Raw genomic sequence first — 24,146 nt, 5'->3', positions numbered from 1 at the left:
TGGTTATTAAAACATACGGTAATCATTTATCTCACAGGCTATTTTATTTGCTATTTGTGACCTGAGCAGAGCCAGAAATCATCACGTACTATGTGTACATTCTGGTTTTCTCTTTACTCCTGTGTCCAAATAGCGTGCATCATGCCTGTTGAGATAATTTCTACACGATTAGGTTGGCATCGGAGGATACATGAAAAATACCATGACGGTAAAAAGACAAATTGTAGTCGGTTTTATTATTCCTATATTAGTGAGTGTCTTGTTAGGTATTTCGGGTCTGATCACTATTCGTCATATTAGCAATATATTAACTGAGGTTAATGATGAAAATAGTGTTAAGCAATTCTATGCAGTGAATTTACGAGGCAGCGTACATGATCGGTCAATTGCGGTACGGGATTTATTGATAGCTGATCAACAAGAAAAATATAAAATAATAAACAATATCAATGAACTGGATTCTATCTATCAACAGTCGGATGTTAAGCTTAATGCGATGTTGCGCCAGTTTGCTATATCTGAACAAGAAAAAAATTTATATCAAAACATACAGCAGTCGAATAATAAAACCAGCGCAATTATTGCCAGATTGATTGCTTTGAAGAATGAAGGAAATACGGAGTCTGCACGTAATCTGTTATTGAGTGAAGGGCGGGGTGCATTTGTGCAGTGGTTGGCTGATGTGAATGCGTTTATTAATTATGAGGCTGCACAAAATAACCAGTTAACGAATACGGCAAGAGACACGGCAAGGTATTTTTCTGTGGCTATGCCGATTATTTTAATCGTCGCTATCTTACTGGGCGCTTTAGCGATGTTTACCACTCGCCACCGAATTTTTCAGGCATTGGGCGCAGAGCCTGCGGTATTACTGACGATGACCCGTGCAATTGCATCCGGTAATTTGGCGGAAAAAACCATCATTAACGATAAACAGCAGCACAGTGTGATGGCAGCTATCGAAACTATGCGCCGGTCATTAATTTCTATTGTTGCTAATGTATTGGAACATGCCGATGGCGTGACGGTCGCCAGCGAGAATATCAGCAAAAGCAGTGTGGCGTTGTCGCAACGTACCGATATGCAGGTTTCGGCGTTGCAGCAAACCTCGGCGGCGATGGGGCAGGTGTCGGAATCGGTGAAGGACAACGCCGCCAGCGCCAGACAGGCAAGCCAGTTATCTGAAAACGTGGCGAATGAAACGCATCAGGGCTACCAGCTGGTGAGTAAGATCGTGAATACGATGGAAAACATCAAACAGCATTCAGACAGTATTTCGTCGATTACTAAAGTGATTGAGGATATTGCGTTCCAGACCAATATTCTGGCGATTAATGCCGCGGTGGAGGCGGCGCGTGCAGGAGAGGTTGGTCGCGGGTTCTCGGTCGTTGCCGCTGAAATCCGCACCCTGTCGCAGAAAACCACCGCGTCGGCGCATCAGATAAAAAACTTAATTGATGCGTCATCAGGGAAAATCGGCGAGGGATACAATGAAATCAATCAGGCATCTGAAGTGATGCAGAAAATTAATCAGGCGGTTGATCTGTCGAGCGAGTTTATCCGCAAGATAGCGGACACCTCGGCGGAACAGTCTGTCGCCACGCAGGAGATTGCCCGGTCGCTGGCCGACATGGAGCGCACAACGCAGCAGAATGCCGCGATGGTTGAACAAACCGCGACGGATACCACCTATCTGGAAACGCATTCGCAGGAATTGAAGCAGTCCGTTAGTCGCTTTACGATTGCTGATTCGATGAATTCTGACTCGATGAGCGCCGACTCGATGAGGGTCAGTAGAACTCCGCGACTGGCGTTGAGCGTCGCCAGCCGCTGAATATCTGAATGAATCGACGAAGGAATAGGTGTGCGTCCTGGCCACACGGCATAGCGCTGTGTGGCCAGGTTACCACGAGGCAGTAGCATAGCGGCGTTATAACGAGGCACCGCCGCAGATCACCAGTTGTTGCCCGGTGATGGCCGATGCCGAAGGCGACAGCAGATACGCCACCAGATCCGCCACTTCCTGCGGCTGGATAAACCGGCCAATCGGCGGCAGCTTCGGCGGCGAACTCTGTCTTCCCGGCTGGTTGAGCATCGGCGTTTCGGTCGCTCCCGGTGCCACGATATTCACGGTGATACCGCGCGGTGCCAGCTCCGCGGCCCAGCTTCTCACCATACCAATCATCGCTGATTTGGTGGTGACATACTGACTCCGTCCGGCGGCACCGCTGGAGGTTCTGCTGCCCAGCAGGACGATGCGGCCACCCTGCGGCAGCTTGCTCACCAGCCGGTCGGCCAGCACTTCGGCCACCTGAATGTGCAGCTTCCATAATTGCTCGCTGTCGGCGTATGACAGTGTGCCCAGCGTAGCGGCTTTCATTACCCCGGCAGCGTGGATCACCGCATCGACGGTATTCAGGCTGTCCAGCAAGGCGCAGAGCGCAGGCGTATCGGTGATATCCAGCGGATAATGTGTGAAGTTCGGATGCTGATGTGGGCCAGGTTGACGCGACAGCCCGATAACCTTCCACCCCGCCGCTAACAGGGTAGCGGTAATAGCGGCGCCGATACCGGAACTGCTGCCGGTGATCACCGCCTGTTTTTGTGCTGACATACGTTTTACCCCTGCGCGTGCAGTAATTCGACCGGCACCTTGAATACCGCTTTTTTCACCGGGGCAGGCTGGTCGTTGATGGCACACAGCGCCTGATGCGGTTCACCCGGATAGAAGGTGACGAAATCCCCGGCGGCCAGCTGAATGGCGTGCGGTACCTGCGGTTGCTCCAGAATGAACAGGTCCGGTTTGCGTTCGGTGGCGGCGCGATCACCTGCGTCATTCAGGTCGTAGCCGATGATCTCTTCCCCTTCCAGAATCAACTGAATATCGAGAAAACGGCGATGGAATTCGGTATGGCGTTCGGCTTTCGGGGCGGTGGATACCGTGCCGATGGAGTAGAACCAGTCCACACCCTCCGGCTGGTATTTACCTTCCGGCAGCGCGTTCAACTGCGCCAGCGTGAAGCCGGAAAGAATGCGCCACAGCGGTTCGGGCAACGTTGCCAGTGGCAGATGATTCAGATTACCTGCGATCATAAGCGGTTCCTTAGCAAGTAGACGTGAAGCGGTAAGAATCTCCCTCCCTGCAAGAGGGAGGGAGGCAGAAGGCTAGCCTTTAACCCACGCTTCGCTGACGCAGACGTACTTAATCGCCTGGCGGAAGTAGGTAAACGCGATGTGCAATTTGCCGTCCGGCCCCTGTTTGATGCTGGGGTAGGAGAACTCGCGGTTGCGTTTCTCGGTTGAGTTGTTGGTCATGCAGTAACCGTCACCCACTTCCAGATTGCGCTGCCACGGCCAGGTTTTCCCACCGTCTTCAGAAATCGCCAGTGTCATCGGCGCACGTGGCGCGCCCCAGAAGGCGCTGCGTCCGGTGGCGATTTCCGGCATTTTGGCATCGCTCTCTTCTTCATCTTCGATTTCGTCATACAGCGACAGACGGCGCTCGGTGGCGCCATCGGCGTTCATGGCGTTGAACACCAGCGCCAGATGACCATTGTCCAGCGTGGTTACCTGAATCGACGAGTTGTTGTTCGGAAGATTTGTCGCCTCTGGCTCAGACCAGGTTTCACCGCCGTCGGTAGAGTGGCTACGGTAGATGAAATCGGCCCAGCGGCTGCGGAACAGCGCCAGCAGGGTGCCGTCTTTAAGCAAGGTGATGTTCATGTGCACGCAGCCGGTGCTGTTCGGCACCACCGATTCACGCCAGGTTTTCCCCTGATCGCTGGAGATCTTCACCGCGCTGATGTCGTCGTTGCCAACCCATTTTTCACCCGGCTGGACGCGGCAGTAGAACACCGGCAGCAGCCAGTCGCCGTTGGGCAGCACGGTAATCGGCTGGCGGATAAAGGTGCCGGGCTGCTCCAGCAGTACGCCAATCTCGCCCCAGGTTTGACCCTGATCCAGCGACTGGCGGTAACGCACGATAGCGGTATCCTGATTGCCGGATTTCTGCGCGGTGTACAACAACCACAGTACGCCGTCCGGTGCCAGAAACAGCACCGGGTTTTGCTCGGAACGGGTCGGGTCGTCGGAGAGCTTGACAGCAGGCGTCCATTGCCCGCTCCCTTTCACCAGCCGTGACAGATAAATCGATATGTCCGACACCCCTTCCTGGGTGCCGCCGAACCAGACGCACAGCACATCGCCGTCAGGCAGATGCAGCAGGTTAGAGGCGTGGTTCTGCGGGCATTCTGACGGGATGTAGGCGTCAAGACGTTGGCTGTCGCCTTCTGCCTGGCGGACCAGCCCGTCACGTTCAATGGTAATAGTTTCGGTCGTCATGACTACTTATACTCCAGAATGAGGTACGGATGATTCGGTGTGCTGTTGGGTTTTAGCCGCGTTATTAGGAATCAAGCGGTCAATGACCATCACCACAGCCGGGGTCGCCAGCGCAATGTACATGTTATCGATGCCGAACGGGTTACCCATAATGTACCAGACTGAGGTGACCACGCAGGACAGGATCAGCCCGGCGTTGACGCCACGGGCGCTACTGAAGAACGGCAGGTAGAAGGCGACCATCGCCACCACGGAAATCGACAGACGAATCGCACGGGTGAAGAACGACAGTTTCAGTACTTCCGGCACCAGCAGCACGAACACCAGCGGCAGGAAGCCGATGATCAGCGAGAACACGCGGGTCATCTTGAACTCTTTTTCCGGCGTTGGTTTGCAGTACGGCACATAGAAATCTTTCACGATCAGCGAGGCGATAGCCAGCGCCACGGTACTCACGCTGATGAAGATAGAAGCGACCAGCGAGGTGGTGACCACACCAGCCAGCCACGGGTTCATGTCCTGCAGGAAGATGGGCAACGCGTACAGACTCTTGATTTCCGGGTGTACGAATTTGGCCGCGACACCGATGATGGCAATTGCAATGGCGATCGGCATACAGAACAGGAATGCAATCCAGGTCGCACGTTTGGCGGATTTTTCATCTTTAGTGGAGGCGATAGCCTGAATCACGAACTGGGTACAGAAAATGGAGCCGATGGTGCCGATAAGCCACGCACCGATGGTGCTGGCGCCGATAGATCCATCCCAGGTCCAGTAAAATTCCGGCATTTTCTCGACCATCGGCGTGATGCCGCCGGTCATTTTCAGCGCCACGAACAGAATGATCATCACCCCAACATATTTCAGGCCGCTGTGGATCAGCGTGACGTAGGCAACGCCTTTAATACCACCGAAGTAGAAATAGAAGGTACTGACGATGGCGGTAATCAGTGCGGCTACCGGCAGGCTGACTTTCAGCACGGTGGAGATGGCCGCCGCGCCGCTGACGTAGTTACCCACGTTAACCAGCAGCAGTGCGTAGATCATGATGATGGAAATAATGTTTTTGGTGGTATTGCCGTAACGTTCGGCGATAGCGCCAGAAATGGTGATTTTCCCGGTGTTATAGATCTTTTTCACCAGAATCATCCCGAACAGCAGGAAGCCGATGGCGGCGCCGATCACCGACCAGGAGGCCGCGATACCGCTTTCAAAGGCGGCTTGCGAGGTACCGACCGTAGACTTGGCGCCGATAAATTCGGTCATCAGCAGGATGCCGACGATAAAGGCCGGCAGCGCGCGTGAGCCTTCCATGAACTCCGCGTTGGAGTTACTGCGCAGGCGCAGGGTTAGCCAGGAGGTGAGGGCGATATAGCACACAATTATCCCAACGATAATCAGTGTGTCTGTCAGATCAAAATGGTTCATGGTTTTCGATCCTGTAGCTGTAGAAGTTTGTTTTTATTCACTCAGCGAACGGTGCGATGATGGCGCGAATGGTCTCTTCGTCTTGTGCTGAGAACGCAATCGGGTAGCGGCTGACGCCCACGTCCTGCCCCATCAGTACCAGCGCTTTTTTCACCACAGCAGGTGAGAACGCTACCGCGTAGAGCGTTTTACGCAGTTCACTCACCTGTTCCTGCGCCTGACGGGAGCCTTCAATATCTCCGGCGTGGAAGCGATGCCAGATCTCGCTGATGGCTTTGGGCGCCACGTTGGCAAGACCGGAAATACAGGCGGAACAACCATCGACAAACCCCTGATGGATCAGCGAATCCGGGCCGTTGAGCACGTCGCAGTTCGGCATATCTTTCACGGCCTGCAGGAAACCGCTCAGGCTTTCGTAGCTGCCGGCGCTGTCCTTGATGCCGATGATGTTCGGGTGCTCGGCCAGAGTCCGCACCGTTTCCGGTTGCAGCGTATTGCCGGTACGAGCCGGAATGTTGTACATGAACACCGGCACCGGCAGCGCGTCTGCCACGGCACGGTAGTGGTCGATCAGCTCGCTTTGTTTGAGCGGCACGAAATACGGGGTGATCACGGATACCGCATCCACGCCCAGCGCAGCGATGCGTTTGCCGAGCTTGATGGTTTCGCGGGTAGAGATTTCGCCGATATGTGCGACGACCGGCACCTTACCTGCGGCTTCATTGACGCAAGTTTCGGTAACGGCCACTTTCTCATCGGTGTGCAATACAAAGAATTCACCGTTGGTGCCGTTACAGAAAATGCCGTTGCCGTAGCGCATCTGGCGTTGAACCTGCTGGCGCATGGCGGCGGGGCTGAACTCCCCCTGATGGTCAAAAGGCGTGACGATTGCTGTCAATACGCCTGTAATCGCTTTAGTCATCGTTATTGTTCCTCGTTATCTTCATCATCCAGAGCGACGTTGTTAAACACGTAGTTCAACCATTTGTTAAAACAAATGGTGAAAACCCACGGTTAAAACAGCGTTGAATAAATGGCGTGAACGTCTTGTGCCGTCACGGTAGTCGGGACGTTTTTCATCAGCCGCTGTACCTGCAGTGCGGATTCCACCAGATACGGCAGGTGATCCGGGCTTATCCCCAGTTGCTGCAGCGAAGATGGCAGATTCAGGCGTTTCACCAGCGCGGTGAAGTAGTCCACCAATGCGGCGGCTTTTTGTTCGGTGGTGAGCGACGGGTTGGCATCCGGCAGCAGGTCATAGGCTTGCGCGAATTTTTCCGCCGCAGCGTGTTGAACAAAGCGCATACAAGGCGCCAGCAAAATGGCGTTCGCCACCCCGTGTGGAATGTGGTATTTGCCGCCTAACGGATAAGACATGGCGTGCACCAGATGGGTGCCGGAGTGGGCGATAGACGCGCCGCCATAGTAGGAGGCCCACAGCATATTCAGGCGCGCTTCCAGATTGGAAGGTTCGTTCACCGCGGTATCGATGTTGGCGAACAGCTTTTTCATGCCGATCAGCGCATAGTTGTCGGCCACCGGGTTGGCGATGGTGGCGGTGAAGCATTCGATCAGGTGGCACAGCGCGTCAATGCCGGTTGAGGCGGCGATGTGCGCCGGCATACTGGTGGTCAGCTCCGGCACCAGCGCCACGTAATCCGGCAGCATCACCGGGGTGATAATCCCGACTTTGGTTTCTTTTTCCGGAATAGCCAAAATGGCATTCGGCGTGGCTTCGGAACCGGTGCCCGCAGTGGTTGGAATCAGCAGCGAGGTGGTGCGTCGTGTCGGCTTGCGGCCTTCCAGCAAACTATCGAGCGTGATGCCTTCTTCACCGGAGCACAGCAGCGACAGCAGCTTGGCAACGTCCAGTACGCTGCCGCCGCCCACGCCGACCACCAGATCCGGCTGCGTGGCCGGCAGCTGTTGCAGTACGGCGGCAACGTCATGCTGGCTGGGTTCGGCTGGCACGTTATCAATCAGGGAAAGTTGCGGCACGCCTGCCTTTAATTGCGCAATCAGGGCCTGTACCCCGGCCAGCCCCACGATATTTTTGTCCGTCACCAACAGTATGTGCTGCCTGCCGTGCAGGAGATAACTCAGATCCTGAAGTGCCTGATAACCGCTGATGAGGGTGCTGTTGATATTCATACTGGTACCTTGTCTTTTTGCTGTGACTTCAGCTGGATAGGTCTGATTTTTTTCAATCACATATCTACTTATTGATAGAAAAAAATCGTTTTTCTCGCATTCTGTGGACTAATTTATAGGTGAAATTGGTTTTGAATAATTTGATTTTGTTCACATATAATCAATCGTGATTTAATATAATCAAATACAGGTGATGGAACTGATGGAGAACGGCTATGCCGGACGGGCGTGAATTGACCCAGGTAATGGTGGTGGCAGATGACTTCACCGGCGCGAACGATGCGGGCGTCGGGCTGGCGCTGCAGGGGGCGCGGGTAAATGTGATGTTTGACGCCGAGGCGATCCATTCCGGGCAGTCGGATGACGCGCTGGTGGTGAATACCGACAGCCGTGCCGTCGCGGCTTCACTGGCGGCGGAGCGCACCGCGCAAGCGGTGGCGCAGTGGTGCAAAACCGGTGCGCGCGGCTGGATTGTCAAAAAGGTGGACTCTACCCTGCGCGGCAATCCAGGCGCGGAAATTGAAGCCGCGCTCAACGCAGCGGGTTTATCGCTGGCATTGATTGCACCTGCCGCACCGGCGCTGGGCCGTATCACTCGTGGCGGTCAGGTATGGGTGCACGGCAGAGTGCTGACCGACACCGAATTCGCCAGCGACCCGAAAACGCCGGTGCGCTCGGCGTCCATTGGTGAGCGTCTGGCAGAACAGACGGCACTGTCTCAGACGACGCTGTCCCTGAACGAGGTTCGTGACGACAAGCTGGCGACACGCCTGCAACAGCTAAGCGATAGCGGCGTGCGGCTGGTGGTGCTGGATGCTGAGTGCCGCCAGGATCTTGACCATATTATTCACGCCGCGGCTCAACTGGCAGAAAAGCCGTTGCTGGTTGGCTCGGCTGGGTTGAGCGAGGCGCTGGCGCAGCATCTGACGTTTCCGGCCTCCTGCCGCGCCTTGCTGGCAGTGATTGGTTCGATGAGTGAAATCGCTCAATTGCAGATTAATGCAGTCAGCCAGCGACCGAATGTTCAGCTAATCGATGTGGATATTGCCGGATTACTGGCGGCTGGCGACAGCTTGCTGGTGCAGATCAGTCAGCAGGCGGCGGTGGAACTGGCGGCGGGTCACCATTGCGTAATTCGTACCTGCCGCGATGATAACCAGCGATTTGAGGTGGACGCGCTGTGCCAGCGCTACGGCATGAGCCGCCAGCAACTGGGCGAGACTATCAGTCGCCGACTGGGGGAACTGACGCGGCGCATTGTGCAGCGTCAGCAGCCGGGCGGACTCTATTTATCCGGCGGGGATATCGCCATTGCCGCGGCAACGACGCTGCAGGCCAGCGGATTTCGCATTAAAGGGCAGATTGCTTCTTGTGTACCCTGGGGGCATCTGCTGGACAGTCTGGTTGGGGATATTCCTGTCATGACGAAAGCGGGCGGGTTTGGCGATGAGGCCACCCTGCTGAATGTATTGCGTTTTATTGAGGAGAGCGTGTGTGAGTAAAATTATTGCGGTAACCATGGGCGACCCGGCTGGCATCGGTCCGGAAATCATCATCAAATCGTTGGCCGAAGGTGAACTGTCCGGCGCGCCGGCGGTGGTGGTGGGCTGCGTACAGACGCTGCGCCGTATTCTGGCGTTAGGTGTTGTACCGCAGGTGGAGCTCAATGAAATCGAGCGTCCTGCCGATGCCCATTTCGCTCCCGGCGTTATCAACGTGATCAACGAACCGCTGGACGACCCGCAAGGCCTGAAGCAAGGGGTGGTGCAGCCACAAGCAGGCGATCTGGCGTATCGTTGTGTGAAGCGTGCGACCGAATTAGCGATGGCCGGTGAGGTTCATGCTATCGCCACCGCGCCGCTTAACAAGGAAGCGTTGCACTCCGCCGGGCACCTCTATCCGGGGCATACTGAACTGCTGGCGAAGCTGACCCACAGCCGTGACTACGCCATGGTGCTGTACACCGACAAACTGAAGGTGATTCACGTCACTACCCACATTGCGCTGCGTAAATTCCTGGATACGCTTAACCGTGATCGGGTGGAAACCGTGATTGCCATGGCGGATACTTTCCTGAAACGCGTCGGTTATCAGGCGCCGCGCATCGCCGTAGCCGGGGTGAACCCGCACGCGGGCGAAAATGGTCTGTTCGGCGACGAAGAGATCAAGATTGTTGGCCCGTCCATCGAGGCGATGAAAGCCAAAGGCATCGACGCTTACGGCCCGTGCCCGCCGGATACCGTCTACCTGCAAGCGTACGAGGGGCAATACGATATGGTAGTGGCGATGTACCACGATCAGGGCCATATTCCACTCAAGCTGCTGGGCTTTTATGATGGCGTGAATATCACCGCCGGGCTGCCGTTTATCCGCACTTCGGCGGATCATGGCACTGCGTTTGATATCGCCTGGACAGGTAAAGCGAAGTCTGACAGCATGGCGATCTCCATCAAACTGGCGATGCAACTAGCCTGATAGAATTTGCGGTAGGGAACCTGTTGAATACGTTGTGGGGTACACATTGACTGATACGTTGCGTGTAACTGGAGAACGAGTGAGAGGACAAAGCCGTCTCGATCAGATTCTGGATTATCTGAAAAGCCATAATCTGGTGACGGTGGATGAACTTGTGACGGTTATTGATGCGTCCCCGGCGACGATTCGCCGCGATTTGATCAAGCTCGACGAGCAGGGCGTCATCAGCCGTAGCCACGGCGGGGTGACGCTTAATCGCTTTATCCCTTCTCAGCCGACCACCAATGAAAAGCTGCAACGTAGCCTGGTGGAGAAACAAGCCATCGCGCGACAGGCGGCCACGCTGGTGCAGCCGGGCAACGCAGTGGTGCTGGATGCCGGCACCACCATGCTGGAGCTGGCGCGCAACCTGACGCATCTGCCGCTGCGGGTGATTACCGCCGATTTGCAGATAGCGTTGTTTCTCTCAGAGTTCAAACAGATTGAAGTGACGATCATCGGCGGACGTATCGACGACAGCAGCCAGTCGTGCATCGGTGAGCATGGCCGCCGTTTACTGCGCAGTATCTATCCGGATATTGCATTTATCAGCTGCAACTCCTGGAGTCTGGAGAAAGGCGTCACCACACCCACCGAAGAAAAAGCCGGCATCAAGCAGGATCTGGGCATGAACGCCAGCCGCCGGGTGTTACTGGCTGACAGCAGCAAATATGGCGCTTACTCGCTGTTTTGCGTGTCGCCGTTGTCTGAACTGACCGATATCATCACCGACAGCGCATTGTCGCCGGAGGTGGAACGTCAGTTGCGGGCGCAGCCGTTTACGTTGCAACTGGTCAACGTGGCAGACCGCTGAGCGGCGGTTTTCGCCTGTCGATACGGTTATTTATCCCACTTGGCTTTGGGCGGCTGATAAGACAGCGCCTTGTCCAGCACCGTTTCGGGATGGTCTGAAATGATCAGCATGTCGAGATAATCCTGCTTCATGAAGCCATCCTGAACGGTTCGGGTGACAAAATCGATAAAGCCGTCATAGTAACCGTTGACGTTGAACAGGATGCAGGCTTTGTGGTGCAGGCCCAACTGCGCCCAGGTCCACTGTTCGATGATCTCTTCCAGCGTACCGGCACCGCCCGGCAGCGCGATAAACACGTCTGACAGCGCCGCCATTTTCGCTTTGCGTGCGTGCATGTCTTCGGTGATCACCAGTTCGGTCAGCGCCGGGTGCGCCAGCTCCTTATCCACCAAATGTTTTGGGATAACCCCGGTTACCTGGCCGCCGCAGGCCAGTGCGGTATCCGCCACCAGCCCCATCAGGCCTACTTTTCCGCCGCCGTAGACAATTCCGGCGTTGTGGCCGACCAGATAACGGATCAGGGCTTGCGTTTGTTGCTGGTAAATCACATTGTTTCCGGGGGCGGAACCGCAAAATACGCCGAATTTCAACATAGTCTTCCTTCATGTGAACAGAGTTTCTCGGTGCTGTCGGCGGGGCGAATGCTGTATGAATCCGCACGATGAACCGCAGAGTTAACGCGCGCCATCAGCATAATCGAAACCGAAATAAGGGGCTATCGGACGATAATCGGATTTGTGGCGCGGCAGGAACGGGGGAGCGTGGTGCGGAGGGCGCAGAGTGGAGGATAGCTATACGGTTGCCCGGCGATACCGGGCAACCTGATGATTTATTTCATGCCGACTGCGATGGTATCGACATTGTGCCTGAACGCCGCGGTGTAAGTGGCGGCAGGGCCGTTGCTGTCGGTCAGCGCTTCCGGGTAAAGCTCGCCGCCCGGCTGCGCGCCGCTGGCATCAGCAATCTGCTTCACCAGCCGTGGGTCGGTCTGGTTCTCAATAAAGTACAACTTCACATGCTCTTTCTTGATCTGATTAATCAGTTTAGCCACGGTTTTGCTGCTGGCTTCCGACTCGGTGGAGTAACCGACAGGCGACAGGAACTGTACGCCGTAAGCGGCGGCAAAATAGCCAAACGCGTCGTGACTGGTCAGCACTTTGCGCTTTTCTTTGGGAATGGCGGCAAACGTCTGGGTAGCGTAGTTATCCAACTGTTGTAACTGCTGAATGTAGCTATCGCCCTGTTTGCGGTAGTCGTCGGCGTGTTCCGGGTCCGCTTTCACCAGTGCATTAACGATGTTGTGGGCGTAGGTGATGCCGTTTTTCATACTGTTCCAGGCGTGCGGGTCGGTTACCGTTTTGCCGTCTTCTTCCATTTTCAGCGTCTTGATGCCTGTGGAGGCGGTGATCACCTCGCCTTTGTAGCCGGAAGCGTTAACCAACCGGTCCAGCCAACCTTCCAGCCCCAGCCCGTTGACGAACACCACGTCGGCCTGCGCCAGGGTTTTGCTGTCTTTTGGCGATGGCTCGAATTCATGCGGATCGCCGTTCGGCTGCACCAAATCGGTGACGTGTACGTGCTGACCGCCAATCTGGCTGACCATGTCGCCCAGCACCGAAAAACTTGCCACCACATTCAACGCCTTTGCCATTGCCAGTGGGCTTAGCAGCAGGCTGGACAGCGCCATAATCAAAATAGAACGTTTCATTTTTTCCTCTTAGCGTGTTTGTCATGCAAAATTGTCATGCAAAACCATCAGGTGTCAGCGGCGCCTACGCAACATGCCGCCATTGGAACCGAACAGAACCGAAAAACAGAACAACAACGTCGTGGTGAGGATTACCGCCGGGCCGGCGGGCAGGTCGGCGTAATAAGACCAGGTCAGCCCTACCAGACTGGCGCCAGCGCCGATGCCTACCGCGGTCAGCAGCATGACCGGCAGGCGCTGGGTCCAGAAACGGGCGCAGGCGGCGGGCAGCATCATCATACCGACCGCCATCAGCGTGCCGAGCAACTGGAATCCTGCTACCAGATTCAGCACCACCAGCGACAGAAACAGGCCGTGGATCAGTGCTCGTGACTGGCGCGACAGGATCTTCAGGAAGGTGACATCGAACGATTCGATCACCAGCGCCCGGTAGATCAACGCCAGCACCAGCACTGAACAGGAACTAATCATGCCGATGGTGATCAGCGCATTGGCGTCGATAGCCAAAATAGAGCCGAACAGCACATGCAGCAGATCGACGCTGGAACCGCGCAGCGATACCAGGGTGACGCCCAGCGCCAGCGAACCGAGATAGAACCCGGCGAAACTGGCGTCTTCCTTCAGTTCGGTATGGCGGCTGACCACGCCGGACAGCATCGCCACCGCCAGCCCGGCGATAAAGCCGCCCACACCCATCGCTACCAGCGACATGCCGGAAATCAGGTAGCCTATCGCCACGCCGGGTAACACCGCGTGAGACAGCGCATCGCCGATCAGGCTCATACGGCGCAGCAACAAAAAACAGCCGAGCGGCGCGGCGCTCAGCGTCAGCGCCAGACAGCCCACCAGCGCCCGGCGCATAAAACCGAAATCGCCGAACGGTTCAGTCAACAGATGCAGCAGCGTCATGGCACCAGCCTCAGTTGCGGCGCAGGGGCAGCGAAAGATGAGGTGGGCAGCACGTCGTGGCTGTCGCCCCAGCAGTGATCTTCGGTGCGGAGCATCAGTACGCGGGGGAAATGGGCTTCTACCTGTTCCAGGTCATGCAGTACCGCCAGAATGGTGCGCCCTTGGTGATGCAATTGCTGGATTACCGCCAGCAGGGTGCGGGTGGTCTGGGCATCGATACCGGTAAAGGGTTCATCCAGCAGGATCACCGGTGACTGCATCACCAGCAGCCGGGCAAACAGCACCCGCTGTAACTGGCCGCCAGAAAGCGTGCCGATGTGCGCCTGAGCGAATTCCGCCATACCGACGGTATCCAGTGCGTCGAGGGCTTTTTTTCGCCATGCACCGGAAATACGGCCAAACATGCCGCAGTGCGGGACGCACCCCATCAGCACCAGATCGTTGACGCTGAGCGGAAACTGGCGATCAAATTCAGCCAGTTGCGGCAGGTAACCCAACTGGCGACGCGACGGCGCGGCCATGCAGAAATGACCGCCAAGCGGCGGCAACAGACCCGCCAGCGTTTTGAGCAGGGTAGATTTACCGGTGCCGTTAGCGCCGATAATCGCGGTCAGCGAACCGCTTTCAAAGCAACCGTTCAGCGTACCCAACGGGGGCTGGCCCGGATAGCCAAACGTCAGCGTATGTAATGCAATCATGCCAGCGCTACCGCCCAGGAAATCAAACCCCATAACAACGCCAGTAAAACACTGGCGATACCCAGCCGGGCCACGGCGGAAAAAGCGTAAAGACTGGTCACATCACCCTCCTGTTTATTTTAATGTTATAACATAACAATTTTGATGAGGGAAGGGAGCGCTAAAAAAGTGCGTTTGACGCATCAGGGGATGATGAGTCAGATATTGCAGGGGGAGGCAGGGGGAGAAGAGACGTGGAGTGTATCGCCGTTGCGCCGTTTCCGTTGGGCATTTTACAGGCACGCGTTACCTTCGCGCGCCTTGCGATCAGAGAACAAGAACGTCAGGCGTAGAGCGCGTAGCCGTGTACCGCGAGCAGCCGTGCGCCGTCCAGCGCGTCGCCATTGGGGGGTGACAACCGTTGTTGCCATGTTTCGGACAGCCAGGGCCGGATATGCAAGCCGATGCTGCCCATCAGCGACAGGCGGGGTGGTGCATGTTCAGCCACTGCCGCCAGCAGCCCTTCAATCTCGCGGGCGGTCTGTTGCAGCAGGCTGGTTGCCAGCGCATCGCCCTGACGGGCGCAGTCAAACACTGGCCGGGCGAAGCGGGCGTAGTCGCCCGGTTTGGCCTGCTTCAGCCAGGCTGTGGCGTCTGCGTCGTTATCAAACGGCAGCGCCTGTTGCCGACTGAATGCCGACGGCGTAGCCCAACCTTGCCTGACGCCCCATAGGTATTGCAGGGCCGCCAGCCCAAGACGCGCACCGCTGCCTTGATCGGATATCGGGAATTCGTGGCCGCCATAGGCGGTGATGATGTGTTGATGCCATGCCAGCCCACAGGAACCGGTGCCGGCGATGACCACGCCGGCGTCATCCCCCTGATTGACTGCCAGGCAGGCTCCCAACGCATCGGTATTCAGCACCTGCGCGGCGCAGGCGTGCGGCAAGGCCAGAAACGCCTGATAGGCGCTGCGGTGTTCCGCGCCAGCCAATGCCAGCCCAACGTGCAGACGCGCACGGTCCTGTTCACTCAATCCGCTGTGTTTCAGCGCGTGCAGCAGGGCTTCGTCTACCGCCTGACGCACCGTTTCCACGCCCAGCAGCAGATTGGCGCGGCCTCCGACACCTTGTCCGAGCGGCGTGCCGTCAGCCCGATAAATACGCGCCCGGCAGCCGGTACCGCCGCCATCAACACCGGCGTACAGCGTTTCATCGGCATAAGGTGTTTTACTGGCATCAGATGCGGTGGTTGCGGTCATAAGCGGCTCTCCTGAGCAAGATAGGGGAGACAGGCCGCCGCCAGCGCGCCGCTAAAGCAGACTTGTTCCAGCGGGGGCGCTTCGGGCACCCTTAGCAGCGCCGCCAGTTCACCGGCGCAGCGTTGCAGCAGCGGCACCGCCAGTGCGTCGTCCGGCTGCGCGAGAATGTCGGCGGCCAGCGCGGCGTAATCATCGGCCTGCGCCAGCTTCGACCAGTCCACCACCTGTTCAATGTGGTGGTTGAAACGGGCAAACAAGGTATCAGCTAGCGGCGTCAGCGGCGTTATGCCTTCCACCGCCTGTAGCATCGCCTGCACGCCCCACAGCCCAAGCCGTGCCTGACTGGCCGGGTCGCCCACCGGAAACAGGTTGCCGCCATAGCGTTGCAGCCGTCCCTGCCGCCAGCACAACAACCGGGTGAAGGTGCCGGTGACGACCAGAAAACGGTCTTCATCCGGCCAGCGTTGCTGGCAGACGGCATTTTCCGTCTGCCAGTCAAACGGGGCGTCGCCATCGAAAGGTAGATGAATCAGCGGGTGTTCCATACCGTTGCGTTACTGGGCTTTCTGCTGTTGCCGGTTGGCGACGATGGTTTGATTGAGCCGTTTCACGTCGTTTTCCGTCAGGCGCAGGAACTCGTCATACGACACCTGATTGTTCAGATACTGGGTAAAACGGGTCAGGATGATCGGGTAAAGCTCGTTGCCGCCCAGACTTTCCATTTTTTCCCAATCGAACACATAAGCCGGGATCTTGGCTATCTCGGCGCGGGCGGTGTTTAACCCGTCGATTACGTGCTGATCTTTAGTCTGGTAGTGCAGATCCGGAATATCGGCGCCGACGATGATGTTGAAGTGCTCGGCGATTTCACGCTGGATAGCGTCGCTGCCCAGCCATTCCATGAACTCCGCCACTTCTTTCGGGTGCTTGCTGGTTTTGAACGGCATGATGAAGGTGGCGCCGCCCATCGAAATGCATTTTTCCTTGCAGGGAGCGGGCAACATTTTCCAGTCGAAACCGTTGCCAATCTGCTTGCTGAACTGGTTCAACTGCCAGTTGCCGGAAAAATAGGTGACGATGTTGCCGTTCACAAAGTCGTCCGCCATGCTCTTGTACTGACCGCCGCCGGCGGCGCCCCACATTTCACGCGGGAAAATCCCCTCGTCTGACCAACGTTTCAGGTCTTTGATCCACGCCTGCGCAGCGGCGTCCGGGAAATTAATCTGGCCGTCTTTGTCGTAGCGCGTGCCGTAGGAGTATGCCGGGCCGGAGAAGCGAAAACCGCTGCGGTCGATGGTAAAGGGAATGGCGACGCCGGTTTTGGCTGCAACCTGTTTCGACGCCTGCATCAGTTGTTCCAGGGTATAACCCGGTTGCGGCAGCGGCACGCCGGCTTGCTGGAATAACGTCACGTTGACGAACGGCAGGTCGGCAGTCCAGGAGGCGACAAAGCCGGGCAGCGCGTTATCCTTGTGTACCCCTTTGATGCGCATAATTTTTTCAATGCCGGCGCCGTAGCGTTTTTCAAACCCGGCAGGGTCGGCCAGATAAGGGCGCAGGTCGAGGGTGTAGGAGAGCAGGCCCATCTGGGTAGTTTTAGCGATATCCGGTCCCAGACCGGCGGCCAGTTGCATCGGCAGTTGGGTTTGCAACGCGTTATAGCCGGTGCTGACGAAATTCACGTCAATATGATCGTTGTTTTGTGAAAACGTCTTCACCTTCTGTTCCATAAAATGGACCAGTTCCGGGTCGTCGTCGCTGTATAAAAAAGTAATTTGTGTTTTGGTGGCAATGGCGTTGCTGCTGGCAAAAGCGCCCAGCGTCATGAAGGATAATAACAGCGCGTGCTGATAGCGATTCATCATTTTCTCCCACCCATTATGGTTCTGGATATATACCCGTTTATACCCGTCATACTTCAAGTTACAGGTGCGTTGGCATTATTACGCTATTACTTCGGGTATATTCGACAATCCCTGATGTATACCCGTCATACTTCAAGTTGCAGGTGTGTTGGCTGCGTTCGCTCACCCGAATCACTTACCTGAGTAAGCTCATCGGGATTCGCTCACTTGCCGCCTTCCTGCAACTCGAATTATTTTGGGTATATGAATGCAAATTTGCATTAATAATGCCGTGTGGCAGTTTATCATGAACAAAAATGGCATTCTTTTTTGTGAGGCATATTAAATATATTTCGACATAACACTGAGTCAACATCTTTTTGTGATAAGAATCGCATATTGTTCATGCGATAATTTACTCTATAATGCAAAAATACGATGTTAAGTGCAAATTGCCTGATAATGCAAAATTTGCATTATCAGCTTGCTCATACTGAGTCTGGTATTGGAAAATTGCATTGCGCCAAATAAAGGCATGGCGCGCACGATAATAGTGCAAATAAATACTGTCAGACGTTTATTATTTATTGGATTTTTTTATTGGGTAATAAGTTTTTTGGGTAATAGGTTTTCGCTATTCCATTTATTCGTTCGAACCGTAACAAGGATTCGCCATGAATATCGGTTGGGTATTAAAGAAAAATAACGTGATTAACCGGTTTATGATTACCGAGCTGCAGGAAAAATATTATCCCGCAGAAGCGGATACCTTGCCGGATACGGTCAATTATCGTTTTATTAATGGCTTTGTGGATGTCGGTGTATTGCCTTGTCGGGTACGTTTTCTGCGGGAAACGGCGCCGCGCACTGTCAGCCTGCCGGAGCAACTCCGCTTTCATACCCTGTGGAGCGGCGGCGATGACAGCCAGTCGGTCAATTTCAGCGACTTCTGGCCGTGCCCGACGCATGTGCAACGTTTCGCCCGCTGCTATTTGCACAGCGACGGTCTGAAAACCGCGCGCTTTCTGCTGTCCACCTGCGGTGGTGTCACCATCTGGCTCAACGGCAGCCAGATCCGCCGTTTTACCCCGTTTAGCCGCAATACCGAGCAGCAATGCGAACTGACGCTGCCGCTGCAACTGGGGCTGAATACCTTAGTGGTGCACGCCGAAGAGTTGTGCGAGCGCGATACCGATTACCTGTTCAGCCTGCGTTATCTTGATGACACGCCGCTGCGCTGGCAGGTTGCGCCGGATGCGGCCTGCAACGAACGCATGTGGGCGCTGGATCGCTGGCTCAACAGTCTTTCGCTGGTCGATAACCTGACGGATACCGATACCCTGACCCTGCGCGCCGCTACGCCGTTACCGGTGCCGGTTGATATCCGGCACCATCTGGTGTGCAACGTCAACGAGTCGGTACCGTCCTGGCAGCAACAGTTGTCACTGGCGATAGACAATACCGGCTGGCAGGTCACGCTGCCGGACGGACTGGCGGGGTATTACGATCTGGTCTGCCGTGCGGTGTGCGGCGGTATCACCCTGATGCGCAGCATCAGCTTTGGCCGCCTGCCGAAACAAACCATGCCTGCGCTACCGACGCTGGCGGCCAGACGCGACTACCTGCTGCGCCACACCGCTTTGCATGGTTTTGAACGCATTGGCCGGGTGCTGGCAATTTTCGCTACCGGTGAAGGGACGGCGAACATCCTGCCTGTCCTCAATCAGGCGCTGCACAAAATCAGCCGCCGGGAAGATTGCGCCGACTTTCAACTGGTGCCGCTGATCTGGCTGTGGCAACGCTATCAGGGCCAGCGGCTGGCGGCTCATGACTGGCGGCGCGTGCGCAGCGCGATCCTGGGTTTCCGTTACTGGATCGATGAGCCGGGCAACGACACCATGTGGTTTTGGAGCGAAAACCACTGCCTGTGTTTTCATGTGGCGCAGTATCTGGCCGGACAAAACTTTCCCGATGAAGTCTTCGTATGTAGTGGCCGTCAGGGCCGCGAGCAGCAGGCTATCGCCCGTCAGCGGCTGGACAGATGGTTCGATGCCATTCTGGAACACGGGCTGGTGGAGTGGAACTCCGCGGCGTATTACCCCATCGATCTGATTGGGCTGGTGGCGTTAGCCGAACTGGCCAGCGATGAAAGCCTGCGTGAACGCGCTCGCACGGTGATCGACCGTATTTTCCTGATGACCGCCTGGGTGCACCAAAATGGTGTGGCAGTCGGCACCATGGGGCGTGCTTACGATAAAGAACTGCGCTCCGGCATGTTGACTGAATTATCCGGGCTGTGCGCGCTAATGTGGGGCGAAGGCTGGCTGATTCCGCATTGTGCCGCGTTGCCGTTGCTGTGCCTGAGCCAGTATCAGCCGCCTGACGAATCCTGCGCCATTGCCCACTGGCCGTCACCGCAAGGCGGGCAGGCGCGCTGGGTGCAGGGGCTGAATCGCAGCGCCCGCGTCATTGCCTGGAAACAGCAGGACGTGGCGTTTTCTTCCGTATTTGACCATCACCCCGGTCAGCCGGGGCATCAACAGCATGTGCTGGATATTCGTCTGGGTCGTCATTACGCCGCGCGATTGTGGGTTAACCATCCCGGCGAGGATCGCCCGGATGGCGTGCACCGCCCGTCTTACTGGGCGGGGAATGGCCGCCTGCCGCATGTGATGCAGCATCGCAATCGTGCCTGGATGATCTTCGACTTGCAGCAGGATCTGCGCCGCTGGACACACCTCTACCTGCCGCGTGCCGCGTTGGACGAGGTCGTACTGGAACCGAACTGGTGCTTTGTGCGCGGCGGCAACGGCTACGCCGCGCTGCACAACCCGGCTGGACTGCAAACCCATACGCCGGACGGCGGGCAGCCGGATAGCGAAGTGCGTGCGCCGGGCGAGTGCAACGTCTGGTACATCGCGGTGGATAGCGGACAGGGCGCCACAGATTTCCCGGCGTTTATCGCACGTTTCCGCCATCGTCAGGCACAACTGTCTGACGACGGCGCAGCACAGTTTGACGACCCGGATTACGGCCTGATGAGCTGGCATCCGGCGAGCGGGTTCGCAGTCAATCATCATACTTTCGTCTTTCCCGACACGGTGTCGGTAATGCCTGAGCGTACCGAGGAGGATCGGTAACATGACAACACCATCAATAAACGGAGCTGCTGGCAGCCAGCAGATTGATGCGCTGCTGGATAAGGTGGCGTTGGCGTTTTGTCGCCTGAAGGCCATTAACAGCGTGACCGACGGCGCACCTACCCGCGAGACGCTGACCATCCAGTTCGAAGAGTGGGACTGGGAGGTAGGCGTCGGGTTGTACGGCTTCTGGAAGCTGGCGCGGCAACGGCAGGACCACGCCATGCTGGCGGCGCTGGAGCAGTGGTACGAACAAAAATTACAGGCCGGGCTACCGCCGCGGCAAATTAACTCCACCGCACCGATGTTGGTGTTGGCGCTGTTGTGTCGTGATAACCCGCGTCCGCACTGGCTGGCGGCGGTGGCAGAGTGGGCAGACTGGCTGCTGCATTCACTGCCGAAAACTGAAGACGGCGGCTTCCAGCACACGGTGAAAGAGCGCCCCAACACCGGGCAACTGTGGGACGACACGTTGTTCATGGCCGGGCTGTTTCTGGTGGTCAGCGCCGGGGTACTTAAACGCCGGGATTTGCTGGAGGAAGCGGAATACCAGTTGCTGACCCACGCCCGCTATCTGGCGGATGCCGCCACCGGGTTGTGGTATCACGGCTGGACTTTCCTGGGCCGCCACCATTACGCCGGGGCGTTCTGGGGGCGCGGCAATGCCTGGGTCACACTGGTGCTGCCGGAAATATGCTGTCTGACGGACTCGCCGCTCTCAGCGCCGGTGCGCCGTACGCTGGAGGCTATTCTCACCCAGCAGACCCGTGCGCTGGCACGCTGTCAGCATGAGTCCGGGTTGTGGCACACCTTGCTTAACGACCCGGATTCACCGCTGGAAACCTCCGCCAGCGCCGGCTTCATCGCCGGGATTCTTACTGCTCGTCAGCTCGGCATGTTGGCGGATTTTCCACAACAGGTGCTGGACAAAGGGCTGGCGGCGGTGGTGGCGCAAATCGATGAACAGGGTGTGGTGCAAGGCGTGTCGGACGGCACCGCAATGGGTCATGACCTGCAATTTTATCACGATATCCCCAATGTCGCCGTGCCGTACGGGCAGGCGCTGGTCATGCTGATGCTGCTGGCGCAGCGACATTCTGTTTGAAAAACAGAAATGGGTTTGAAAACAGAAACAGGTTTGAGGAAACGGTGATGGCGAGTCTGGAACTAAAAAACGTCCATAAAAGCTATGGGTCGGTACAGATTATCAAAGGCGTGGATCTGACCATCCGCGACGGGGAGTTTATGGTATTCGTCGGGCCTTCCGGCTGTGGCAAATCCACGTTGTTGCGGATGATCGCCGGTCTGGAACCCATCACCGACGGTGAGCTGTGGATCGGTGATCGCAAGGTGAACGATCTCAGCCCGGCGGAACGCAAAATCGCCATGGTATTCCAGTCTTACGCGCTGTATCCGCATCTGTCGGTACGCAAAAATCTGGCATTCGGGCTGGAAAACCTGCATTTCCCCAAACACGAAATTGAGTGCCGCATTACGGAAGCGGCCCGAATGCTGGGGCTGGAGCCATATCTGGAACGCAAGCCGCGTGCGCTGTCCGGTGGGCAGCAGCAGCGTGTCGCCATCGGTCGTGCCATTGTGCGCGACCCGGACCTGTTCCTGTTTGACGAGCCTTTATCCAACCTCGACGCCAAACTACGGGTGCAAACCCGCGGCGAACTGACCCGGCTGCACCAGAAGCTGCGCACGACCATGATTTACGTCACCCACGATCAGGTCGAAGCCATGACCATGGCGCAGCGCATTGTGGTGCTCAACGGCGGGCGTATCGAACAGGTGGGGACACCGCTGGAGCTGTTCAACCGACCCAAAAACAAGTTTGTGGCCGGGTTTATCGGCTCGCCGCGCATGAATATATTCCGAGTCACCATCAGCAGCGCGTCGGATGACGGAGTGGAGGTGCGCTGCCCCTCCGGTCATCTGTTACGCCTGCCGTTTCGCGGCGAAGAGGGGAAAACGGTGGAACTGGGTATCCGGCCATCACACTGCCAACTGGTGCAGGAGCATAGCGACGGCGTGTCGCTGTGCATCGACCGTTGCGAAATGATGGGGCACGAAACCTTTATCTATGGTCGCTGCGCCGGTATTGAAGACGAACTGATTGTGCACCTGCCGGGGCACCATGAATTCCGCACCGGCGAGCTGGTGTTTGTGCGTTTCCCGCACGCCTATTGCCACCTGTTTGACGCCGACACCGGTCAGGTGCTGCCGCGTCTGGCGGAACCGGATGCCTGAAGGCGTAAGACCGTAGTGAATGCAAAACAGTTATAAGCGGGAAACAGCCATGAGCAGGAGACAGCCATGAGTGAAAACAATCATGATTGGGGGACGACCATGAACCGAAAATCGCTGATTCAGCCCGGTGCGTCGCTGGTGGATACGCTGGTGACGCCGGTGGAAAAATCGGTCAATCTGCTGCAAAAATTCGGCGGTCGCCGGGTGATGCCGTGGTTTTTCATTGCACCGAACATGCTGTTGTTCGCCGTGTTCGTATTTATTCCGATCCTGCTGGCGGTGTGCTACGCCTTTACCGGCGGCACCAACATTCTGTTGTGGGACCGGCCCTACGTCGGGTTGCAGAACTTCGCTACCCTGCTGCGTTGCGAGCAGTACACCGTGCCCGCCAGCTGCGAGCAGGACCTGTTCTGGACGGGAATTTACAACACCGTCTCATTCACCTTTTTTAATGTGACCTGCACGCTCGGCGTGGCGCTGGTCACCGCGCTGATCCTTAATCGCAAGATCATCGCCCGCGGTTTTTTCCGCGCCATCTTCTTTTACCCGGTGTTGTTGTCGCCGGTGGTGGTGGGGCTGGTGTGGCAGTGGTTCCTTAATCGTAATGGGCTGCTGAATCTGGTGCTGTCGTCGCTGGGCGGCCAGCCAGTGACGTTTTTGCTGGAGCCGTCGCTGGCGCGTTTTTGGGTGGTGTTCGTCTCGGTGTGGTTTCACGTCGGTTTTTATACTCTGATTCTGCTGGCCGGGTTGCAGGCGATTCCGCGTGATATCTATGAAGCCGCCGCGGTGGACGGCACCTCGCGCTGGCGCGGTTTCTATCGCCTGACGCTGCCGCTGCTGGCACCCAACATTCTGGTGGTGGTGATCCTGTTGACCATCAACAGCGTGCAGATCTTCGATGAAGCCTGGGTGCTGACCAACGGCGGTGGGCCGGGTACCGCCAACAACTTTATTGTGCAGTACATTTATCAGACGGCGTTTTCGTCCAATGCCTCGCTGTACGGGCTGGCGTCGGCGGCGTCGGTGCTGATGGGGCTGGTGCTGATGATCCTGACGGCGTTGCAGTTTCTGCTCACCCGCCGTCTGGAAGGCAAAAAATAACCGGG

General features: G+C 56.7%; 21 protein-coding genes and 1 pseudogene. 9 read left to right on the top strand and 13 right to left on the bottom strand.

Annotation, left to right across the window (positions count from 1 at the left end; genetic code table 11):
- Positions 1-190: 190 nt before the first annotated feature.
- Both Dpoa2040_RS18390 and Dpoa2040_RS18385 read left to right on the top strand, forming a co-directional pair.
- Positions 191-730 (top strand): annotated as a pseudogene (locus Dpoa2040_RS18390) (MCP four helix bundle domain-containing protein); the annotation flags it as partial.
- A 39-nt stretch (positions 731-769) separates the two neighbouring features.
- A complete protein-coding gene (locus Dpoa2040_RS18385) occupies positions 770-1,834 on the top strand; it encodes a methyl-accepting chemotaxis protein (RefSeq protein ID WP_246867300.1) in 1,065 nt (354 codons plus the stop codon).
- A 96-nt stretch (positions 1,835-1,930) separates the two neighbouring features.
- Here Dpoa2040_RS18385 and Dpoa2040_RS12540 read toward each other — a convergent pair whose 3' ends face one another.
- From Dpoa2040_RS12540 to Dpoa2040_RS12515, 6 genes are all read right to left on the bottom strand, one after another.
- Positions 1,931-2,614, bottom strand: a complete 684-nt coding sequence (locus Dpoa2040_RS12540; RefSeq protein ID WP_168641452.1) for an SDR family NAD(P)-dependent oxidoreductase — start codon at positions 2,612-2,614, stop codon at positions 1,931-1,933.
- Between the two features lie 5 nt (positions 2,615-2,619).
- Positions 2,620-3,093, bottom strand: coding sequence for a YhcH/YjgK/YiaL family protein (locus Dpoa2040_RS12535; RefSeq protein WP_042872720.1), 474 nt, complete (start codon positions 3,091-3,093; stop codon positions 2,620-2,622).
- 72 nt (positions 3,094-3,165) lie between these two features.
- On the bottom strand, positions 3,166-4,341 hold the full coding sequence (locus Dpoa2040_RS12530; RefSeq protein ID WP_168641451.1) for an exo-alpha-sialidase: 1,176 nt from the start codon (positions 4,339-4,341) through the stop codon (positions 3,166-3,168).
- Positions 4,342-4,347: 6 nt separating this feature from the next.
- Entirely contained in the window at positions 4,348-5,769 is a 1,422-nt protein-coding gene (locus Dpoa2040_RS12525; protein ID WP_168641450.1) for a sodium:solute symporter family protein, read from the bottom strand.
- 37 nt (positions 5,770-5,806) lie between these two features.
- A complete protein-coding gene (locus tag Dpoa2040_RS12520) occupies positions 5,807-6,691 on the bottom strand; it encodes a dihydrodipicolinate synthase family protein (RefSeq protein WP_168641449.1) in 885 nt (294 codons plus the stop codon).
- Positions 6,692-6,783: 92 nt separating this feature from the next.
- Entirely contained in the window at positions 6,784-7,920 is a 1,137-nt protein-coding gene (locus Dpoa2040_RS12515; RefSeq protein WP_168641448.1) for an iron-containing alcohol dehydrogenase, read from the bottom strand.
- Between the two features lie 215 nt (positions 7,921-8,135).
- Here Dpoa2040_RS12515 and Dpoa2040_RS12510 point away from each other — a divergent pair, with 215 nt between their 5' ends.
- The 3 genes from Dpoa2040_RS12510 to Dpoa2040_RS12500 are packed head-to-tail and all read left to right on the top strand — an operon-like array spanning position 8,136 to position 11,248.
- Positions 8,136-9,422, top strand: a complete 1,287-nt coding sequence (locus Dpoa2040_RS12510) for a four-carbon acid sugar kinase family protein (protein WP_168641447.1) — start codon at positions 8,136-8,138, stop codon at positions 9,420-9,422.
- Positions 9,415-10,395 (top strand): D-threonate 4-phosphate dehydrogenase, encoded by a 981-nt coding sequence (locus tag Dpoa2040_RS12505; protein WP_042872710.1) that lies wholly within the window; start codon positions 9,415-9,417, stop codon positions 10,393-10,395. Before Dpoa2040_RS12510 ends, Dpoa2040_RS12505 begins: the two co-directional genes overlap by 8 nt.
- Before the next feature lie 34 nt (positions 10,396-10,429).
- A complete protein-coding gene (locus tag Dpoa2040_RS12500) occupies positions 10,430-11,248 on the top strand; it encodes a DeoR/GlpR family DNA-binding transcription regulator (protein ID WP_042872709.1) in 819 nt (272 codons plus the stop codon).
- A 26-nt stretch (positions 11,249-11,274) separates the two neighbouring features.
- Here Dpoa2040_RS12500 and Dpoa2040_RS12495 read toward each other — a convergent pair whose 3' ends face one another.
- From Dpoa2040_RS12495 to Dpoa2040_RS12465, 7 genes are all read right to left on the bottom strand, one after another.
- Positions 11,275-11,841: a TIGR00730 family Rossman fold protein gene (locus Dpoa2040_RS12495; RefSeq protein WP_168641446.1), complete on the bottom strand. Its 567-nt coding sequence runs from the start codon at positions 11,839-11,841 to the stop codon at positions 11,275-11,277.
- A 236-nt stretch (positions 11,842-12,077) separates the two neighbouring features.
- Entirely contained in the window at positions 12,078-12,956 is an 879-nt protein-coding gene (locus tag Dpoa2040_RS12490; RefSeq protein ID WP_042872705.1) for a metal ABC transporter substrate-binding protein, read from the bottom strand.
- Between the two features lie 54 nt (positions 12,957-13,010).
- Positions 13,011-13,865: a metal ABC transporter permease gene (locus tag Dpoa2040_RS12485; protein ID WP_168641445.1), complete on the bottom strand. Its 855-nt coding sequence runs from the start codon at positions 13,863-13,865 to the stop codon at positions 13,011-13,013.
- Positions 13,862-14,563 (bottom strand): metal ABC transporter ATP-binding protein, encoded by a 702-nt coding sequence (locus tag Dpoa2040_RS12480; protein ID WP_168641584.1) that lies wholly within the window; start codon positions 14,561-14,563, stop codon positions 13,862-13,864. Before Dpoa2040_RS12480 ends, Dpoa2040_RS12485 begins: the two co-directional genes overlap by 4 nt.
- Before the next feature lie 322 nt (positions 14,564-14,885).
- Positions 14,886-15,803 (bottom strand): BadF/BadG/BcrA/BcrD ATPase family protein, encoded by a 918-nt coding sequence (locus tag Dpoa2040_RS12475; RefSeq protein ID WP_168641444.1) that lies wholly within the window; start codon positions 15,801-15,803, stop codon positions 14,886-14,888.
- A complete protein-coding gene (locus Dpoa2040_RS12470) occupies positions 15,800-16,348 on the bottom strand; it encodes a glucosamine kinase (RefSeq protein WP_042872704.1) in 549 nt (182 codons plus the stop codon). Before Dpoa2040_RS12470 ends, Dpoa2040_RS12475 begins: the two co-directional genes overlap by 4 nt.
- A 9-nt stretch (positions 16,349-16,357) precedes the next feature.
- Positions 16,358-17,668: an ABC transporter substrate-binding protein gene (locus tag Dpoa2040_RS12465; RefSeq protein WP_246867297.1), complete on the bottom strand. Its 1,311-nt coding sequence runs from the start codon at positions 17,666-17,668 to the stop codon at positions 16,358-16,360.
- Between the two features lie 653 nt (positions 17,669-18,321).
- On the opposite strand from Dpoa2040_RS12465, the gene Dpoa2040_RS12460 reads away from it, so the two are divergent.
- The 4 genes from Dpoa2040_RS12460 (at position 18,322) to Dpoa2040_RS12445 (ending at position 24,141) form a co-directional block, all read left to right on the top strand.
- Positions 18,322-20,787, top strand: a complete 2,466-nt coding sequence (locus Dpoa2040_RS12460) for a hypothetical protein (protein ID WP_168641443.1) — start codon at positions 18,322-18,324, stop codon at positions 20,785-20,787.
- A 1-nt stretch (position 20,788) separates the two neighbouring features.
- On the top strand, positions 20,789-21,892 hold the full coding sequence (locus Dpoa2040_RS12455; RefSeq protein ID WP_168641442.1) for a glycoside hydrolase family 105 protein: 1,104 nt from the start codon (positions 20,789-20,791) through the stop codon (positions 21,890-21,892).
- A gap of 47 nt (positions 21,893-21,939) precedes the next feature.
- Positions 21,940-23,040, top strand: a complete 1,101-nt coding sequence (locus Dpoa2040_RS12450; RefSeq protein WP_168641441.1) for an ABC transporter ATP-binding protein — start codon at positions 21,940-21,942, stop codon at positions 23,038-23,040.
- A gap of 99 nt (positions 23,041-23,139) precedes the next feature.
- Positions 23,140-24,141 carry a carbohydrate ABC transporter permease gene (locus Dpoa2040_RS12445; protein ID WP_042874073.1) on the top strand — a complete coding sequence of 334 codons (1,002 nt, stop codon included), beginning with the start codon at positions 23,140-23,142 and terminating at the stop codon, positions 24,139-24,141.
- Positions 24,142-24,146 lie beyond the last annotated feature (5 nt).

The sequence above is a fragment of the Dickeya sp. CFBP 2040 genome, from assembly GCF_012273755.1.
Lineage (GTDB): Bacteria > Pseudomonadota > Gammaproteobacteria > Enterobacterales > Enterobacteriaceae > Dickeya > Dickeya poaceiphila.
Note: the sequence above shows the minus strand (reverse complement) of the source record. Positions and strands in the feature narration are given on the sequence as shown.

What these genes read in the sequence shown, in the direction of transcription:
- Dpoa2040_RS18385 (WP_246867300.1), top strand. Translation starts at nt 770, where the DNA reads ATGCCGATTATTTTAATCGTCGCTATCTTACTGGGCGCTTTAGCGATG.
- Dpoa2040_RS12540 (WP_168641452.1), bottom strand. Translation starts at nt 2,614, where the DNA reads ATGTCAGCACAAAAACAGGCGGTGATCACCGGCAGCAGTTCCGGTATC.
- Dpoa2040_RS12535 (WP_042872720.1), bottom strand. Translation starts at nt 3,093, where the DNA reads ATGATCGCAGGTAATCTGAATCATCTGCCACTGGCAACGTTGCCCGAA.
- Dpoa2040_RS12530 (WP_168641451.1), bottom strand. Translation starts at nt 4,341, where the DNA reads ATGACGACCGAAACTATTACCATTGAACGTGACGGGCTGGTCCGCCAG.
- Dpoa2040_RS12525 (WP_168641450.1), bottom strand. Translation starts at nt 5,769, where the DNA reads ATGAACCATTTTGATCTGACAGACACACTGATTATCGTTGGGATAATT.
- Dpoa2040_RS12520 (WP_168641449.1), bottom strand. Translation starts at nt 6,691, where the DNA reads ATGACTAAAGCGATTACAGGCGTATTGACAGCAATCGTCACGCCTTTT.
- Dpoa2040_RS12515 (WP_168641448.1), bottom strand. Translation starts at nt 7,920, where the DNA reads ATGAATATCAACAGCACCCTCATCAGCGGTTATCAGGCACTTCAGGAT.
- Dpoa2040_RS12510 (WP_168641447.1), top strand. Translation starts at nt 8,136, where the DNA reads ATGCCGGACGGGCGTGAATTGACCCAGGTAATGGTGGTGGCAGATGAC.
- Dpoa2040_RS12495 (WP_168641446.1), bottom strand. Translation starts at nt 11,841, where the DNA reads ATGTTGAAATTCGGCGTATTTTGCGGTTCCGCCCCCGGAAACAATGTG.
- Dpoa2040_RS12490 (WP_042872705.1), bottom strand. Translation starts at nt 12,956, where the DNA reads ATGAAACGTTCTATTTTGATTATGGCGCTGTCCAGCCTGCTGCTAAGC.
- Dpoa2040_RS12485 (WP_168641445.1), bottom strand. Translation starts at nt 13,865, where the DNA reads ATGACGCTGCTGCATCTGTTGACTGAACCGTTCGGCGATTTCGGTTTT.
- Dpoa2040_RS12480 (WP_168641584.1), bottom strand. Translation starts at nt 14,563, where the DNA reads ATGATTGCATTACATACGCTGACGTTTGGCTATCCGGGCCAGCCCCCG.
- Dpoa2040_RS12475 (WP_168641444.1), bottom strand. Translation starts at nt 15,803, where the DNA reads ATGACCGCAACCACCGCATCTGATGCCAGTAAAACACCTTATGCCGAT.
- Dpoa2040_RS12470 (WP_042872704.1), bottom strand. Translation starts at nt 16,348, where the DNA reads ATGGAACACCCGCTGATTCATCTACCTTTCGATGGCGACGCCCCGTTT.
- Dpoa2040_RS12465 (WP_246867297.1), bottom strand. Translation starts at nt 17,668, where the DNA reads ATGATGAATCGCTATCAGCACGCGCTGTTATTATCCTTCATGACGCTG.
- Dpoa2040_RS12460 (WP_168641443.1), top strand. Translation starts at nt 18,322, where the DNA reads ATGAATATCGGTTGGGTATTAAAGAAAAATAACGTGATTAACCGGTTT.
- Dpoa2040_RS12455 (WP_168641442.1), top strand. Translation starts at nt 20,789, where the DNA reads ATGACAACACCATCAATAAACGGAGCTGCTGGCAGCCAGCAGATTGAT.
- Dpoa2040_RS12450 (WP_168641441.1), top strand. Translation starts at nt 21,940, where the DNA reads ATGGCGAGTCTGGAACTAAAAAACGTCCATAAAAGCTATGGGTCGGTA.
- Dpoa2040_RS12445 (WP_042874073.1), top strand. Translation starts at nt 23,140, where the DNA reads ATGAACCGAAAATCGCTGATTCAGCCCGGTGCGTCGCTGGTGGATACG.